A 17,758-nucleotide genomic window follows, 5' to 3' on the forward strand; every position below is an offset into this window, starting at 1 on the left:
AATGAAAATGACACAACCTTGCTACGCTGTTGTTGATTTAGAAACAACAGGCAACCAATTAGACTACGATGAAATTATTCAAATTGGTATTACTTTCGTCCGCGATAATAAAATAATTGGCACCTATCACTCTATGGTAAAAACAGATTTAGAAATTCCTCCTTTTATTCAAGCATTAACCTCAATTGAAGATGAAATGCTAAAGCAATCACCATATTTCCATGAAATTGCTGACGATATATACAAACAACTTGAAGGCTGTATCTTTGTCGCACATAATGTAACTTTTGATTTAAATTTCATAAAAAAATCATTTAAAAAATGTAATATCAGATATAGACCCAAAAAAGTATTAGATACATTAGAATTGTTTAAAGTTGCTTTCCCAACAGATAAAAGTTATCAATTAAGTGAATTAGCAGAAGCACATGGTATTACGTTAAATAATGCCCACCGTGCGGATGAAGATGCTGCAACGACTGCACAACTTATGATACTTGCTTTCAATAAATTCGAAGCACTACATTTAAATACTTTAAAACAACTTTATTATTTAAGTAAAAATTTAAAATATGATTTACATGATATTCTTTTTGAAATGGCTCGAAACCATAACCATGAACAACTAAGTGAAGATTTCGAACAATTTGAACAGATTATTTATAAAAAGCAAAGAGATTTTAAAGCGCCCACAGTAAACTTTGACGGAACTTTAAAAGATCTTTATACAGACATTACTGAAAAATTAAATTTAACATATAGACCCCAACAATTATATTTAGCTGAAATTATATTAGAACAGTTGATGCATAGCGAGAAAGCTATGATTGAAGCGCCGTTAGGGAGTGGTAAATCATTTTCATATTTATTAGCTTCATTAATGTATAACATACAAACAGGAAAACATGTAATGATTTCTACAAATACAAAATTATTACAAAATCAGTTGTTGGAAAAAGATATACCTGCATTAAAATCAGCATTGAATTTTAAAATAAATGCATCTTTAATCAAAAGTAAACGAGATTATATTTCGTTAGGATTAATCAGTCAAATCTTAAAAGATGAATCTAATAATTACGAAGTTAGCATTTTGAAAATGCAATTATTGATCTGGATTACAGAAACACATACTGGAGATATACAAGAGTTAGATTTAAAAGGCGGACAAAAAATGTATTATGAACAAAAGTTAGAAACTTATGTTCCAGTGCGTAATGACATTAATTATTTTAATTTTATTAAGCGCAACGCAAAAAATATACAAATTGGTATAACAAATCACGCTCATTTAATACATGCTTCACATGACAATACAATTTATCAATTATTTGATGATTGTATCATTGACGAAGCCCATAGGTTACCTGATTACGCATTAAACCAAGTTACGAATGAATTAAGCTATTCTGATGTCAAATACCAATTAGGCCTAATTGGTAAAACTGAAAACGATAAACTACTTGCCGCTATCGACCATTTAGAACAACAACGTATACTTGAAAAATTAGATATACCACCAATCGATGTTTTTGGCCTTAAAACAAATATCAATGAAATACATGATTTAAACGAACAATTGTTTAGTACGATGTTTAATAGCATCCAACAATCAGAAATACATGATGATGAAGTGCATAAAGTTCATTTTGTATATCATTTCGATGTAACACCTATTTTAAATGATTTGCATGCCATCATTCATAAATTAAATATGACCTTAGAATTCTTTAACGGCATGAGCCATAAAACAATTAAAACAGTAAGAAAGCAATTACTTTATATTAATGATAAGTTTAGAGCAATTGAAACTAGTTTAAAAAATAATCATACTAGTTATTTATCCATTAAAAACATTAACCAAAAATCTACAATCAAATTAAATGTAAAAGATTATGATGTGAAAGAAATATTAACAAAACAAGTGTTAGATAAATTTAATGCACTTACATTTATTTCAGGTACCTTAACTTTTAATCACTCATTTGAAAATTTCAAGCAATGGTTTAATAAGAACATCATATTTAATACTTATGAGCTTGATACTGCAACAGTATCTTCAAACCAGACAACTGTATTTATACCAAATGATGTCGCTTCATATAATTATAAAAATATTGATGACTATGTGAGCTCTATTGTCAACTATGTTATAGAATATACAACAGTTATTGAATCAAAATGTTTAATTCTATTCACTAGTTATAAGATGATGCATATGGTACAAGAACTCTTGAATGAATTACCTGAGTTTGAGGATTACGTAATACTCACACAACAACAAAATCAAAACTATAAAATTGTACAGCAATTTAATAGTTTTTCTAAAGCCATCCTATTAGGGACTAGCACATTCTTTGAAGGTTTTGATTTCCAATCAAATGGTATCAAGTGTGTAATGATTACAAAATTACCTTTTATGAATCATAACAATACGAAATATTGGTTAATGGAATCTGAATTCACTTCCACATTTAAAGATTTCGTTTTACCTGATGCTGTTACTCGTTTCAGGCAAGGACTAGGCAGACTTATTAGAAGTGAGCAAGATAAAGGTATCATCGTATCATTTGATGATCGTTTAATTAAAAGTAATTACAAACAATTCTTTGAACAATCATTAGAAAGTTATCGTCAAAAAAAAGGCGATATAAAACAATTTTCAAGCTTACTTAAAAAAATAAAAAAAGAGACAATACATCATATAAGTAACACTCGCAACTAGAAGTTGTACCTTGATTTTGTTAAAATGTATAAGGATTAATAAAAGAAGACTACAAAAATATTAGGAGTTTGGTTATGAAAACAACGATAAAAGAGGCAAAACATTACATTAACCAAGAAGTAACGATAGGTGCTTGGTTAACGAATAAACGTTCAAGTGGTAAAATTGCATTCTTGCAGTTAAGAGATGGTACTGGCTTTATGCAAGGCGTCGTAGTAAAAGCTGATGTAGATGAAGATACTTTTCAGTTAGCTAAAGATATTACGCAAGAAACTTCATTATATATTACTGGCGTCATTTCAGAAGATAATCGCTCTGATTTAGGTTATGAAATGCAAGTAAATTCTATTGAAATCATTGCAGAAGCTCATGATTACCCAATCACACCGAAAAACCATGGTACAGAATTCTTAATGGATCATCGTCACCTTTGGTTACGTTCAAAAAAACAACATGCAGTTATGAAAATAAGAAACGAAATTATTCGTGCAACATATGAATTCTTTAATAATACTGGGTTTACCAAAATAGATCCACCTATTTTAACAGCTAGTGCACCAGAAGGTACAAGTGAACTATTCCATACTAAATATTTTGATCAAGATGCTTTTTTATCTCAAAGTGGTCAACTCTATTTAGAAGCAGCTGCAATGGCTCATGGTAAAGTATTTTCATTTGGACCTACATTCCGTGCAGAAAAATCTAAAACACGCCGTCATTTAATTGAATTTTGGATGATAGAGGCTGAAAAAGCGTTTTGCGATCATAACGAAAGCCTAGAAATTCAAGAACAATATGTGACACATGTTGTTAAATCAGTACTAGAAAATTGCAAATTAGAATTAAATATTTTAGAACGTGACACTGAAAAGCTTGAAAAAGTTACAACGCCTTTCCCACGTATCACATATGATGATGCAGTTGAATTCTTGAAAGAACAAGGCTTTGATGATATCGAATGGGGAGAAGACTTTGGTGCGCCTCATGAAACTGCAATTGCAAATCATTACGATTTACCTGTATTTATTACAAATTATCCAACAAAAATCAAACCTTTCTATATGCAACCAAATCCAGATAATGAGGATACAGTGTTGTGTGCAGATTTAATAGCACCCGAAGGATATGGAGAAATAATCGGTGGTTCTGAACGTATCAATGACCTTGCATTATTAGAACAACGTATCGATGAATTTGAATTAGACCCTGAAAGTTATAGTTACTATTTAGATTTACGTCGTTATGGTAGTGTACCTCACAGTGGATTCGGTTTAGGTCTAGAAAGAACAGTCGCATGGCTATCAGGTGTAGAGCATGTTCGTGAAACTGCACCATTCCCTCGTTTATTAAATCGACTATATCCATAATATTATCAATACAAGAAACTACCTAAACTACGTCCAGTCTATTTTACGGCTGGACTTTTTTATAATATTTACACACGATAAGGAGGGGTGCTTTTGAATATCGATATGCTTAAAACTAGACCTGTTGTAATTCGCAAAGAATTACTAGATCATTATAATGAATTAGGTATCAATGAGCGTGAATTAGTTATCTTAATAAAATTAATTTACGCGTCGGAAACGACCAATAAACAACCATCCATTGAATCTTTACAAAAAGGCACATCACTAGATTCTAGAGAAATTACTGCTATTATACAAAATCTTATTCAACGTGATTTATTAGAGTTAAATGTTAACAAAGACGAAGAAGGTAAATTCACTGAATATATGAATCTCGATCAGTTCTATCATAAACTAAATGATATTATGCAACACGTTAATAATAATAGTAACCAAAAACAAGTTGAACTTGAATTCAATAAACTTTTCCAACAGATTGAGCAAGCTTTTGGTAGACCATTATCACCGTATGAAATCGAAACATTAAACCAATGGTTAGACATAGATAAACACGACTTAAGTGTGATTCAAGCAGCATTGGATGAAGCGCAAAGTCAGAACAAAATGAGTTTTAAATACATTGATCGAATTTTATTAAATTGGAAAAAAAATAATGTAAAAACCATTGAGGATTCCAAAAAAATAAGTCAACAGTTTAACCAACCTAAAATGAAACACACTGTTAAAAAAGTGCCTAAATTTGATTGGCTAAATGAGGAGAATCAAGATGATAAGTAATAAAAAAGCTTTAGAAATGATCGATGTTATTGCTAATATGTTCCCAAACGCTGAATGTGAACTCGTACATGACAACCCATTTGAACTAACAATTGCGGTACTATTATCAGCACAAACTACAGATGTTTCTGTAAATAAACTCACTAGAGACCTTTTCAAAAAATACAAAACACCTGAAGACTATCTAAATGTAGATATATCAGAATTAGAAAATGATCTGCGTACCATTGGTTTATACAGAAATAAAGCTAAAAACATTCAAAAATTATGTGCGTCATTACTAAATAAATTCGACGGGGTGATTCCGCAAACACATGCCGAACTTGAAAGTCTAGCTGGAGTGGGGCGTAAAACAGCAAACGTAGTGATGAGTGTTGCTTTTAATGAGCCTTCACTTGCAGTAGATACTCATGTAGAACGTGTAGCTAAACGTTTAGGCATTTGTAGGTGGAAAGATAATGTTAGACAAGTAGAAGATAAATTGTGTAAAGTCGTACCAAGAGAACGTTGGAATAAAACACATCATCAACTTATTTTCTTCGGACGCTATCACTGTTTAGCACGTAGCCCTAAATGTGATATATGCCCCTTATTTAATGAATGTAGAGAAGGACAAAAAAGATATAAAGCCAGTTTGAAAGAAGTGTGACACAATTGATTTCAAAAGAAGCGTTTAAACAATTAGAAGAACAAATAGATTTATTTTCTAAACAGAAGAAATTAAATTCTTCTGAAGCCAAGGTATTAATTGATAAATACTTTGATATGATTGAGTCTTTTTTTAAACAAATCAATCACATTCATACGATTGATTTTGAACAATTAAACGATTATCCAGTTGTACCAATGAATTTTAAAGAGCGTTATCAATATATGCTTGCCCGTAAATACCATTTTATGGGTTACAGTCAAATGAAGACAGTCAAATCAGAATTAATAAAAATGAATGCATCCTATCAAATACGTAGAAAAAACAAAGGTAATCCTTAAAACCACTTCCCAACTTGTTGGGTTAGTGGGACTTATGCATGAGTAGAAGATCAATACTTGATAGTCAGTTGCTCACTCATACAAAGCCATCAATCTTCAATTAGTTACGAAAACTCTATAAAATAAAGAAAACGCCAATTTCTATAATATTTCAATAGAAATTGGCGTTTATTTGTTAGTAAAGAATAATGATAATCAAGTGTTTATTAAGCACTTAGTTACTTGTTCAAAAATTTATTTGGACACTATTGTGCTCTTGATAAGCCAGTAGAATTATTTGCATTATTACTGTTCGAGTTAGCTGATGATGCATTATTGTTATTGTTGTTGTTATTATTGCTACCACCGCTATTATTATTACTACTACTGCTGCTTCCACCTTGTCCTCGAGGCTTATTACTTGTTGTGTTGTCATCAGGATGTCCTGCAACAGATAGGCTGTCTTTACTATCACCATTTACTGAGTCAGGTTTACTAAAGTCCTTGCCGTCTCTTGGTGAGATATTACTCATTACATCCTCGAATAAATATTGCGGATATTCTTGTTCGTCATGACCAACAAATGAATTTACGCCGCCTTGTTTAACTTCTTTGAAGCCCATCCACACAGACATGCTGTATTTTGGCGTGAAACCATTCATCCATACATCTTTTGCAGCATCGTCAGGTAAACCATATTGTTGATAAGTTTGATCACCATAAGTACCTGTACCAGTTTTGGCTGCAACATTTACACCAGATATACCGTGGCCATATGCAGAACCATATGCTTCAAATGTACCTTTAAGTACTTCTGCAAGCATATAAGAAGTGGAATCTTTCATTGCTTTCTTACTTGTGTGATCGTAATTAATTGTTTCCCCATCTTCTTTTTCTACTTTTTTAATAGAATGCGCATTATTATATTCGCCACCATTTGCAATTGATGCAAAAGCAGATGCTAATTGAGTAGGTGAGAATTCTGATGATGAACCACCTAATACTTCAGAAGGTCCAATATCTCCTTCATATTCCAAACCTACTTTATTTGCGAAATCTTTTGGTGCGTCATTTCCAGCGTTCTCTTTTGAAGACTGCCATGCTTTTAATGCTGGAATGTTGAAACTTTGACGTAAAGCGTCATACAATTTAACCTCGCCGTGACCTTTAGTATCATAGTTTCTAAAGGTAACACCATCTACTTGATATGCTTCTTCATCCTGAATTGCATGGTTCGTAGCCCAATTCATATTTTCTATAGCAGGGCCATAAGCTAAGAATGGTTTTAATGATGAACCAGTAGGGTGTGCATCTGTAGCTAAGTTTCTATCAACAATATCTTTATAGTTTCTACCGCCTGATATTGCCACTAATCCGCCAGATTCACTGTCTACGATAGAAGCACCAACTTGTTGGTCTTCGTTTTTATAGTAACCACCATTATCTACACGATCTTGAAGTGTTTGTTGTACGTCTTTGTCCATATTTGTGTAGATTTTAACACCACTGTTAAGAACTTCTCCTAAATCTTTACCTTTGAATGCTTTATTATTCATTAATTCAGATTTTACGAAGTTAACATAAGAATCGTATTCAGGATTTGAACTTTTATCACTAACTTGACGTTCTTCCGAATCACGTTTTACTAAATTATCTTCTAATGATGTATTTTGTGCTTCTTCTTTTTGCTTCTTAGTAATACGATTATGATATTCCATTAAGTATAAAACAGTATCTTTACGTGATTCTGCTTCTTTTGGATGATCATAGATATTATAAGTATTCGGAACTTGTGGTAAACCAGCAAGATAAGCCGATTCAGCTAAATTTAAATCTTTTAAATCTTTATCAAAATAATATTTAGCTGCAGCCTTCACACCATAAACACTGTCAGAATAGTAAATTTTATTTAAATACATCTCAAATATTTCATCTTTACTATATTCTTGTTCAAGTCTATATGATAGGTAAGCTTCTTGTGCTTTACGGGCAATTGATTTTTGATCCGTTAAGAATGAACGTTTAACTACCTGTTGAGTCAATGTCGATGCACCTTGTGAACCAAATCCTCCCGTAAAGTTTTTAGCCACTGCACCAAACAAACGTTTATAGTCAAGTGCACCATGGTCATAGAAACGATTATCTTCTGTAGCCAAGACAGCTGCTTTCATGTTTTTAGGTACTTCATCTAAATCAACATGTTCACGTCTTTGCCCATTATCAATCGTTTTAATCAAATCGCCATCTTTATCATATATTTTAGCAGGAATTGGATCTTGTAATTTTGATTCTGTAAATGCTGGTGCTTTCCAAGCATAATATGCAAATAACAAAATACCAATTAATGCTAGAACAATGAAGGCTATGATGAGAAATCCGATTATCTTAATAATCGTTCTTTTTATATTCCTATTCTTTTTTTCTCCGGACTTATCATTCTTTTTTGAATCAGAAGTCCTTTTTTTCTCCGTCATACGCGGTCCTCACTTTCATCTAATATCAACTTATCAACTGCTTTGAGGTAATTCAATCTTGGTTGATACTGATAAGGAATATAGTAACCATTTTTTCTAATTTCTTCAACCGTAATCGACTTTTTAATTTCTTTTTTGTACCGATGCCAATAATATTTAAATTTGCAATAAGGCAATAAATAAACTTCATCTAATAATTTAAAGCGAATTAATAAAAAAACAATACCTCCTTGATCATAACAAGCATCCATGTGTATCACTTGGTGCTCATGCATATTATTCAATGGAAATGAAGTTTTATTTTTAGTTTCTTTCGCTTCAAAATCTAAATAGTGCCCTTTATAAATACCATTGTAATCAGTAGTCGAAGGCGTTCGGAAATAAGCCTCATTAATTACCGCCTTACTTCTCATAGGATAATGAACATTAACTATTTGAACAGGGGTGGGCTTTTTATGTATAACAGCTTGCCCAAGTTTCAAATAGTGCGTATTAGATAATTCAATATCGCTCTCAAGTGACATACCTCTGCCACCATAATTTATTTTACTCTTATCATCCTTATAAGTTCGTCCGACTTGAGACTTATTTCCGTAAAATGGTTTCCCATTTGGATAATTCATTGTTTTTCACCACTTTAATTTGGTTTCAAAAACTTTTTCCATTATACATGAAAACAGTCATTTTTTCCAAACTATGAAATATAAAGCAATGTATCTGTACATACATCAATATTTATTTTAACGTGCTTTTCTCAATTAAACAATATTTCCCTATAAATAAGCCTATAATATAACATAAATGTAAGTTCATTGTTTCTCAAATGACTATCAAATTCATTTATGGTAAATTTAATATGTAGGAGGAAACTTCATGCAACAATTAATTACCCAACTCTTAAATGATGTACAAAAGATGCAAAATAGATACGAAACAGTCAAATCGAAAGATATAGATTATGACTTTTACAAAGATGTTGTTCCATTTACGAGTTACATAGATAATCTGTTAGAAACGTTTAGCACCTTCGAACCTAAAATACTAAGATTATCCTATATGAATAAGAAAAAATTTGATTTACTTATTTCAAATATTGAATCACTGTCCGTTGAATGTCATTTTAAAAGGACTAGCCGGAAATTATTTACTGAAAAAGTCAAGGCAGTACAATACGATTTAAGTTATATACAAAGAAGTGATGCTAAATTATGATAAAGACAATTTATGTGACTGGCTACAAGTCATTTGAACTTAATATCTTTAAAGATGACGCACCTGAAGTTTCATATTTAAAAAAATTTATAGCACATAAATTAAAATCATTGATTGAAGAAGGACTTGAATGGGTATTAATACAAGGAAAGATGGGTATAGAATTATGGACTGCTGAAGTAGTAATTGATTTAAAAGAAACGTATCCTGATCTTAAACTTGGTGTCGTTACACCATTTTATGGCCACACAGATAGATGGAATGAACAGAATCAAGCAAAATATAATCACATTGTACAGCATGCTGATTTTGTAGATAGTGTATTTCATACATCATATGTGGGACCACACCAATTTAAACAAACAGATCAATTTATGCTCGACCATACAGATCAAACATTACTAATATATGATGAAGAACAAGAAGCTAGTCCAAAATACTTTAAGCAAATGTTAGTTGATTTTATGGAAAAAACAAATTATACTTGTGACATTGTTTCGTTTGATGAATTAACAGAATTTATCAACGATTTACAGTGGTCTCAAGAACAAAGTTTCGAATGAGGTGGAAAAAATATGTCAGATGTTTCATTAAAACTATCAGCTAAAGATATCTATGAAAAAGATTTTGAAAAAACTATGACACGTGGTTATAGAAGGGAAGAAGTGGATGCTTTCTTAGACGACATCATAGCAGATTATCAAAAGATGGCAGATTTAGATAATGAAGTTGTTAAACTTTCCGAAGAAAACAATAAACTAAAAAAAGAACTAGAAGAATTGAGATTGCGTGTGGCTACTTCAAGACCACAAGAAAACAAAAACTTTTCAGCAAATGGGAATGCTGCAAGCAATGCTACTAATAATAACAACGTCGATATACTAAAAAGAATTTCAAACTTAGAAAAAGCAGTTTTTGGTAAATAATAAAACAAGCAATCATAACAAATGCGATGTCCAAGTAGTTATAATTGCGTACATAAAGATAAGTTTTGTTTTTCTCAAAACTTATCTTATTTTTATTTGTTCTGATCTTTGAAAAATGATATACTCTTAAAGATGGTGTTTTGGGTAATCGCTATAGCGATATAGAGGAAAGTCCATGCTCACACAATCTGAGATGATTGTAGTGTTCGTGCTTGATGAAACAATAAGTCAAGGCATTAAGTTGACGGCAACGAAATAACCTAAGTCTTTAGATACGGTTAAAATAGTTTGAAAGTGCCACAGTGACGTAGCTTTTATAGAAATATAAAAGGTGGAACGCGGTAAACCCCTCGAGTGAGCAATCCAAATTAGGTAGGAGCACTTATTTAACGGAATTCAACGTATAAATAAGGCATACTTTAAAAGTATGTAGACAGATGGTTACCACCAGCGTACGAGTGTAACTAGTACACGTTGGCAGTACAAAGGTACAAAACATGGCTTATAGAAACATCATTACTAGACCCCAAGCTCTCCCAATTAGGAGAGCTTTTTTAATGTTTAAATTTAACATAAAGCCTTAATATAATCCAGAACAGAAGTAAGGTCATATCTATTTAAAATAACTTTTGATAAAATAAAATTAAATCTACTTAAAAAAGGAGCAAAACAATGTATCAATTATTAGCTGTGTGTCCAATGGGGTTAGAAGCAGTTGTTTCTAAGGAAATTCAAGAACTTGGTTATACAACAACAGTAGAAAACGGCAAAATCTTTTTCGAAGGTGATGAAGCAGCAATAGTTAAATGTAATTTATGGTTAAGAACTGCTGATAGAATAAAGATTGTTGTTGGACAATTTAATGCAACAACATTTGATGAATTATTTGAAAAGACAAAAGAACTCCCTTGGGAAACAATCATCGAAAAAGAAGGAAACTTTCCAGTACAAGGTCGTAGTGTAAAATCTACTTTGTATAGTGTGCCAGATTGCCAAGCAATCGTTAAAAAAGCAATAGTAGAGCGTTTAAAATCTGCTTATAAAGAAAAAGGGTGGCTAGATGAATCGGGAGCTAAATATCCAGTGGAAGTATCTCTATTAAAGGATAAAGCACTACTGACAATAGATACTTCTGGATCAGGACTTAACAAACGTGGTTATAGACTAGCTCAAGGTGAAGCACCTATAAAGGAAACACTTGCTGCTAGTTTAATTAAATTAGCAAATTGGACAGGTGATACACCATTGATTGATCCATTTTGTGGTTCTGGAACGATTGCGATTGAGGCATGTTTAATTGCTCAAAATATTGCACCCGGTTTTAATCGAGATTTCGTTTCAGAAACATGGGATATTATGCCTGATAGATTATACGATGAATTGAGAGATGAAGCTGATCAACAAGCTAATTATGATAGACCTTTAAAGATATATGCATCAGATATTGACCCAGAAATGATAGAAATTGCACGTAGAAATGCTGAAGAGGTTGGCTTATCAGACATTATTAACTTTAAAGTTCAAGATGTTAACACTTTATCAATTGAGTCGGCAGAACCAGTTGCATTGATTGGCAATCCACCTTATGGTGAACGCATTGGCGATAGAGCAGAAGTGGAAGAAATGTATCGTTATATCGGCCAATTAATGCAGGAGCATCCTTACTTATCAACTTATATTTTAACAAGTAACAATGAATTTGAATTTTTAGTTAATCAAAAAGCAACCAAAAGACGAAAGTTATTTAATGGTTATATAGAGTGTACTTACTATCAGTACTGGGGGAGTAAAAAACCTAAAAAATAGACTGCATGAGCAATCAGAAAGAGGTGTGACAAATGAATAACGAGTTTAAAAAAGGCATATTTTTTGCTTTTGGTGCATATATTTTATGGGGGATTTTACCTATATATTGGGATTTAATAGAAGATATTGGTGCTTTTGAAATATTAGCTTTTAGAATTATACTTTCAATGATATTTATGTTAATAGTGGTAGTCGTCACTAACAATACAGCACCATTTAAACGTGATTTACAACAGCTCATAGCAAATCCTATACAACTCATTGCTATCATAGCTGCTGGTTATGTAATAACAATTAATTGGGGCACTTTTATATGGGCTGTTACGAATGGCCACGTATTGCAATCCAGTTTAGGCTACTACATTAATCCACTCGTAAGTATTCTATTAGCGTTAATTTTTCTTAAAGAGCGATTTAATAAATTAGAATGGATTGCCATTGGATTTGCAGTTATCGGTGTTTTGTATATGACTATAAGAGTCGGTGTATTCCCTAGTATTTCGTTACTACTAGCATGTTCATTTGGTATTTACGGATTGATTAAAAAAATCGTACCGATTGATGCAATCAGTAGTATTACAATAGAATGCATTGTTACTGCACCAGCAGGCATTATATACCTATGGTACATATGGCAACAAGGTAGTTTAACGTTTGGCTATAATACCTCATCTTTCTGGTTAATCTTCTCAGGAGCTGTAACGGCAATTCCACTTATACTATTCTCAGCTGGCGCCCGTAGAATTCCGCTATCACTGACTGGTTTTATACAATATATCGGACCGACAATTATGTTTGTATTAGGTATTTTCTTATTCAAAGAACCTTTTAGCATCGATCAATTTATTACATTTATTTTTATTTGGGTTGGCATTGTAATTTATAGTATTTCACAATATGTAAAAATTAAAAAGAATAATAACCCTGTTATTCACTAAACGATATTTTCAATTCCGTAAAGGTAACTTTATATAAGTTATCTTTACGATTTTTATTATGTTTTGAAATTGTTCAAAACATGTTTACATATCAAATCGGTCATTTTATTATATTCAATGTCGCAAATATATCATTAGTATAAATTATGCATTTGTAGTATTGTAAAATTAGATAAAAAGTGAACCAATCGAAAATTTATTATATACACTATTATTTTTAATCATATATTATAATGGAGTGATTATATGACGAGAGTATTAATATTAGGGGCAAATGGAGCTATTTCTAAAGCAGCTATTAATTCTTTTTTAGAAAACACCTCATATACGCTGAGATTATTTTTAAGAGACGCTAACAGATTACCTGATTATGCATCAGATCGCATCCGTGTACGTGAAGGAGATGCTACAAACTTCGAGGATGTTAACAGTGCAATGGAAGATGTAGATATTGTATTTGCTAGCCTTTCTGGTGAATTAGATAAAGAAGCAAGTACTATTGTTAAAGCTATGGAACAAAATCACGTTGATCGTTTAATATTTGTAGCGGCTCTTGGTATTTACAATGAGGTACCACGTAAATTTGGTGAATGGGTAAATAAACAAATCCATAATCACTTACCTATTTATAAACAAGCAGCTGATATCATTGAAAGTTCAAACCTCGATTATACTATTTTAAGACCTGCATGGTTATCAGATATTAACGAAATTGATTATGAGATTAGTCATAAAAATGAATTATTTAAGGGAACAGAAGTTTCCAGAAAAAGTGTTGCTGCTGTTGCAGTCCAAATTGCCAAAAACCCTGAACTGTATTTAAAAGAAAACATTGGTATTAACAAACCTAATACTGATTTTAATAAACCAAGATGGAAATAAAAATAAAATTGTAAAATCGACTAATTTATTAATGATTGCGAATACCACCAGTTAAGGTGGTATTTTTAATTTTAAATTAAGTCACATTCAATAAGTGGAAAATACTTTTTACATTTCTACTTATAAAACATTGCTAAATACAATTTAATTTTGCTAACTTACTTTAGACGCACATTAATTTGTTATACAATAGAAATTAATTACATATAAGTAATAAAGGGGATACATAACATGTCTAAAACGAAGCAACTCGATATACTATATAAATTAAAAAAAGAGGTTGAAAAATCAAACAATCATAGATTGATTCATATTATAAATCAAGTCATTAAAAAAATATTTTTAGAACAGTATACTGCTACTTTTGTCGGCCATTTTTCAGCAGGCAAATCCACACTTATCAATATGCTACTAGAAGAAAGCATACTACCAAGTTCACCAGTGCCCACAACCAGTAACACAGCAATTGTCTCTGTATCAGATGAACCAGGTATTATAGCTAATTTGAACAACCAAAAATATACTTTATTAACAAACTACGATGAAGTTAAACAAATGAATCGTGAAAATATTGACGTTGAATCTGTAGAAATTAAATTTCCTTCTGATAAATTTAATAAAGGGTTCACACTTCAAGATACACCAGGCGTTGATTCAAATGTATCAACACACCAATCTAGTACTGAAGAATTTATGTATACAAGTAATGTTTTATTTTACACAGTAGACTATAACCATGTTCAATCTGCAATGAATTTTCAATTTATGAAACAGCTGAACTATGCTGGTGTTCCGGTCGTTTTTGTTATCAACCAAATAGATAAACATCATGAATCGGAAATTCCATTCGACACATTTAAACAACGCGTTGAAAAATCAATTGCTGAATGGGAAATCAAATTAGATCAAATATTTTATGTTTCTAAATTTGAACATGAACACAACCAAATTCAAGCACTTTCAGATTATCTCATCGATAAAGATCAACATAGAGAATCAATGGCGGATTATGTGGAGCGTACTGTGAATTTTATTACAGACGAACAACTATCTTTTATACAACATGAAATTCAAACGATTCTAAATGAGCTAGATATATTTGAAGAAGACTTTGACCAAGCATATTTAAACTTTCAACAACATCAACAAGTAAGTGAAGAAGCGAAGTTACTTAATAACCCTGATCAATTGTATGATTTCTTAAAACAAAAGCGTAAAGCGATTCTCGACAATGCATATGTTATGACGCACGATACTAGAGAAAAAATAAGAACTTATTTAGAGAGCAAAACTAAAGACTTTAAAGTAGGCGGCATATTCAATAAAAAGAAAAAAACATTAGAAACGCAACAAATTAGACTTCAAGAATTACTTGAGCAATTACAAGAAAAAGTAAATCAAGAAATACGCCAACCTTTGAGAGAAGATATGTCATTTTTAACGCGATTTATTAACTCATCCGAAGTAAATGATGCGATTTTAAACCAACACTATCAAATGCCTCCAAATCTCATAGATGATTTGTATCAAATGCAAATATCTATTAGTAATCAATATGTTTTAACATTTTCAGATGACTTAATGAAATCTATTAAACAATTTATTATTAAAGAAACTGAACCATTATTTGAGAAAGCAATCAGCCATTCTCAAGCAAACGACATTGGCACAGAAGAAGTAGAAGATTACAATGATTATGTTAAATTTATGGAGTTGCGTAATCTAAGAGAATCACTTGAAACACAAAATTATAGACACTACTACATTCATATTGATGATTCACTAGATAAATTAATAGATAGAGAAGAAATCACATATCAAGCTAAACCAGAGCATTCAGAAGTTCAAAAACAGAATCGTTCTAATACCACTAAAACAAAAACAACGGATACTTCAATTCAAGATATAAAAAATTCATTAAACTTGATAAAAGATATTCCATTATTCGAACAAACAAAACAAGATATCAACGATACACTGAAACGCCTAGATCATAAAATCATTAAAATAGGTGTTTTCGGGACGTTCAGTGCTGGAAAAAGTAGTTTAATCAACGCACTACTAGGCGATGCATATCTTGTTAGTTCACCAAATCCTACAACAGCAGCAATGACAGAACTGACATACGGTGAAGAAAGTCAAATCACACTTAAATCACCTGAGCAAATCTTAGAAGAGTTAAACCAATTATTTGAATTGGAAAATAAAACTTTTGATTCAATTGAGGCATTTTTAAATCAAAACACAAAAAAACTAACAGCATCTTTAGAAAAAAACAAATTAGCATTTATCAATGCGATTGAGAAACATTATGCGATGTATCAAGAAATGCTAGAACAAGGTTTAACACATACCATTGCACGGGATGAAATAAAAAAATGGAGTGCAGAAGACGAATATGCAACCTTTGTAAATACAGTTCATTTGAAATTACCTATCGATTGGTTGAAAGATAAAGTTATCGTAGATTCACTTGGGTTACATTCCAATAATCAACGTCATACAAATGAAACAGAAAAGATTTTAACTTCTTCAGATTTAATACTTTATGTAAGTTATTTTAATCATTCATTCACAGATAATGACAAACGCTTTATAGAACATATGAAAGAAATGAACCAATTAAGTGAAAATCAAGCATTTAAAATGGTCATAAATGCAACTGATTTAGCTGAAACTGAAGAAGACTTAAATGCAGTCATAAACTATGTAAGTGATGCACTTAACCAAGTAAATATGAATTCGGACATTTTTGCAGTTTCGAGTCGAGAAGCTTTAAAAACAGGAGACTTAGGAATTGATAAACTAAAAAATAGTATAAACTATTTTACTCAAGTTGAGTCTAAAGATATAATGCAACAACAAATGACGAAACAATTAACCAATATTTCAGAAGCATTTGACCAAATGATAGAAGACGCACAGCATAATCAATCTAAAATTAAGCAACGTAAAAACAAACTCGAGCAGTATCATAATCAAATATTACTGAATAATAATATATTACAAATTGCCGTGCAGCGTGCTTCAAATGAAGTTGAAGATCAAATTTATCACCTCAATGAACGTTTGAAAATTCAGTTGTTAGATGAAGTTAAATCAATTTATAATGGGCAAATGACACAGAGCAACAACTTTAACGAAGCAAAACGTCATTCCACAAAGCAATACTTAGATCAAATTCATCAAAGATTGTATTTAGAACAATCCTTACTAGTGGAACGTGTTAAAAAGTATTTCATTCAACAAATACATGAAGAAATTGCTCCTTTAAAACAAAAATTAGAGCAATTACACATTTTCATTGAACCTGAATTTAATAAGAGTAATATAGAACTAGACGATCCTTATTTAAAAATTGATTTAAGTCAAATGCTTTCCGCTTTGCCTAAATCATTAACGAAAAAGAACATCTTGCAGCCAAAAATGCAAAATGAAGTTCAAACCACAATAACTCAAAACACGCTCGTACAACTTAAACCTTGTATAGCTGAATTAAGAAAAGCATTAATTGAAATCGTGAATAATTTGAATAATGATGCAGAAATAAAATTCAATCAGTATGAAAAAGATATACACACACAAATTAAACAACTCTTAGCATTTGAAATGGATCATTCTTTAATAAAACAACTCCAAGAAACAAATAGCGAATTAAAAGCTCAGTTGTTAATTTAGA

The 17,758-nt window shown here is 31.3% G+C and carries 14 protein-coding genes and 1 other RNA gene; 13 read left to right on the top strand and 2 right to left on the bottom strand.

What is annotated here, in order from left to right; translation table 11 throughout:
* Positions 1–7 precede the first annotated feature (7 nt).
* From KA833_RS09270 to KA833_RS09290, 5 genes are all read left to right on the top strand, one after another.
* Positions 8–2,725 (top strand): helicase C-terminal domain-containing protein, encoded by a 2,718-nt coding sequence (locus KA833_RS09270; protein ID WP_210128483.1) that lies wholly within the window; start codon positions 8–10, stop codon positions 2,723–2,725.
* A gap of 74 nt (positions 2,726–2,799) precedes the next feature.
* On the top strand, positions 2,800–4,092 hold the full coding sequence (asnS, locus tag KA833_RS09275) for an asparagine--tRNA ligase (RefSeq protein ID WP_210128484.1): 1,293 nt from the start codon (positions 2,800–2,802) through the stop codon (positions 4,090–4,092).
* 105 nt (positions 4,093–4,197) lie between these two features.
* Positions 4,198–4,872 carry a DnaD domain-containing protein gene (locus KA833_RS09280; protein ID WP_371090942.1) on the top strand — a complete coding sequence of 225 codons (675 nt, stop codon included), beginning with the start codon at positions 4,198–4,200 and terminating at the stop codon, positions 4,870–4,872.
* Positions 4,862–5,521: an endonuclease III gene (nth, locus tag KA833_RS09285; protein ID WP_073342060.1), complete on the top strand. Its 660-nt coding sequence runs from the start codon at positions 4,862–4,864 to the stop codon at positions 5,519–5,521. The genes KA833_RS09280 and nth overlap by 11 nt, the downstream gene beginning before the upstream one ends.
* Before the next feature lie 5 nt (positions 5,522–5,526).
* On the top strand, positions 5,527–5,862 hold the full coding sequence (locus KA833_RS09290; protein WP_064208947.1) for a YpoC family protein: 336 nt from the start codon (positions 5,527–5,529) through the stop codon (positions 5,860–5,862).
* Between the two features lie 245 nt (positions 5,863–6,107).
* Here KA833_RS09290 and KA833_RS09295 read toward each other — a convergent pair whose 3' ends face one another.
* Both KA833_RS09295 and recU read right to left on the bottom strand, forming a co-directional pair.
* Positions 6,108–8,315, bottom strand: a complete 2,208-nt coding sequence (locus KA833_RS09295) for a transglycosylase domain-containing protein (RefSeq protein ID WP_192945981.1) — start codon at positions 8,313–8,315, stop codon at positions 6,108–6,110.
* The gene (gene recU, locus KA833_RS09300) at positions 8,312–8,938 is read right to left on the bottom strand and encodes a Holliday junction resolvase RecU (protein ID WP_046208244.1); all 627 of its coding nucleotides are present in this window, start codon (positions 8,936–8,938) and stop codon (positions 8,312–8,314) included. Before recU ends, KA833_RS09295 begins: the two co-directional genes overlap by 4 nt.
* A 250-nt stretch (positions 8,939–9,188) precedes the next feature.
* Between recU and KA833_RS09305 the strand changes: the two genes are divergently transcribed.
* The 8 genes from KA833_RS09305 to KA833_RS09340 all read left to right on the top strand — a co-directional run bounded on the left by KA833_RS09305 (position 9,189) and on the right by KA833_RS09340 (position 17,757).
* Positions 9,189–9,527: a DUF1798 family protein gene (locus KA833_RS09305; protein ID WP_064208949.1), complete on the top strand. Its 339-nt coding sequence runs from the start codon at positions 9,189–9,191 to the stop codon at positions 9,525–9,527.
* A complete protein-coding gene (locus KA833_RS09310; RefSeq protein WP_070038186.1) occupies positions 9,524–10,090 on the top strand; it encodes an SLOG family protein in 567 nt (188 codons plus the stop codon). Before KA833_RS09305 ends, KA833_RS09310 begins: the two co-directional genes overlap by 4 nt.
* A 12-nt stretch (positions 10,091–10,102) precedes the next feature.
* Positions 10,103–10,453, top strand: coding sequence for a cell division regulator GpsB (gene gpsB / locus KA833_RS09315; protein WP_046208247.1), 351 nt, complete (start codon positions 10,103–10,105; stop codon positions 10,451–10,453).
* 136 nt (positions 10,454–10,589) lie between these two features.
* Positions 10,590–10,963, top strand: an RNA gene (gene rnpB, locus KA833_RS09320) — RNase P RNA component class B.
* Between the two features lie 162 nt (positions 10,964–11,125).
* Positions 11,126–12,259: a THUMP domain-containing class I SAM-dependent RNA methyltransferase gene (locus KA833_RS09325; protein ID WP_064208950.1), complete on the top strand. Its 1,134-nt coding sequence runs from the start codon at positions 11,126–11,128 to the stop codon at positions 12,257–12,259.
* Between the two features lie 32 nt (positions 12,260–12,291).
* Positions 12,292–13,197: an EamA family transporter RarD gene (gene rarD / locus KA833_RS09330; RefSeq protein ID WP_046208249.1), complete on the top strand. Its 906-nt coding sequence runs from the start codon at positions 12,292–12,294 to the stop codon at positions 13,195–13,197.
* 246 nt (positions 13,198–13,443) lie between these two features.
* The gene (locus tag KA833_RS09335; RefSeq protein WP_210128485.1) at positions 13,444–14,079 is read left to right on the top strand and encodes an SDR family oxidoreductase; all 636 of its coding nucleotides are present in this window, start codon (positions 13,444–13,446) and stop codon (positions 14,077–14,079) included.
* 231 nt (positions 14,080–14,310) lie between these two features.
* A complete protein-coding gene (locus KA833_RS09340; protein ID WP_210128486.1) occupies positions 14,311–17,757 on the top strand; it encodes a dynamin family protein in 3,447 nt (1,148 codons plus the stop codon).
* The last annotated feature ends 1 nt before the right edge of the window (position 17,758 follow it).

Origin of the sequence: Staphylococcus sp. GDY8P67P, from assembly GCF_017892545.1 — a bacterium.
GTDB classification, from domain to species: Bacteria; Bacillota; Bacilli; order Staphylococcales; family Staphylococcaceae; genus Staphylococcus; species Staphylococcus ureilyticus.

Excerpts from the sequence above, each read along its gene's own strand:
- KA833_RS09270 (WP_210128483.1), top strand. The coding sequence starts at position 8 with ATGACACAACCTTGCTACGCTGTTGTTGATTTAGAAACAACAGGCAAC.
- asnS (WP_210128484.1), top strand. The coding sequence starts at position 2,800 with ATGAAAACAACGATAAAAGAGGCAAAACATTACATTAACCAAGAAGTA.
- KA833_RS09280 (WP_371090942.1), top strand. The coding sequence starts at position 4,198 with ATGCTTAAAACTAGACCTGTTGTAATTCGCAAAGAATTACTAGATCAT.
- nth (WP_073342060.1), top strand. The coding sequence starts at position 4,862 with ATGATAAGTAATAAAAAAGCTTTAGAAATGATCGATGTTATTGCTAAT.
- KA833_RS09295 (WP_192945981.1), bottom strand. The coding sequence starts at position 8,315 with ATGACGGAGAAAAAAAGGACTTCTGATTCAAAAAAGAATGATAAGTCC.
- recU (WP_046208244.1), bottom strand. The coding sequence starts at position 8,938 with ATGAATTATCCAAATGGGAAACCATTTTACGGAAATAAGTCTCAAGTC.
- KA833_RS09305 (WP_064208949.1), top strand. The coding sequence starts at position 9,189 with ATGCAACAATTAATTACCCAACTCTTAAATGATGTACAAAAGATGCAA.
- KA833_RS09310 (WP_070038186.1), top strand. The coding sequence starts at position 9,524 with ATGATAAAGACAATTTATGTGACTGGCTACAAGTCATTTGAACTTAAT.
- gpsB (WP_046208247.1), top strand. The coding sequence starts at position 10,103 with ATGTCAGATGTTTCATTAAAACTATCAGCTAAAGATATCTATGAAAAA.
- KA833_RS09325 (WP_064208950.1), top strand. The coding sequence starts at position 11,126 with ATGTATCAATTATTAGCTGTGTGTCCAATGGGGTTAGAAGCAGTTGTT.
- rarD (WP_046208249.1), top strand. The coding sequence starts at position 12,292 with ATGAATAACGAGTTTAAAAAAGGCATATTTTTTGCTTTTGGTGCATAT.
- KA833_RS09335 (WP_210128485.1), top strand. The coding sequence starts at position 13,444 with ATGACGAGAGTATTAATATTAGGGGCAAATGGAGCTATTTCTAAAGCA.
- KA833_RS09340 (WP_210128486.1), top strand. The coding sequence starts at position 14,311 with ATGTCTAAAACGAAGCAACTCGATATACTATATAAATTAAAAAAAGAG.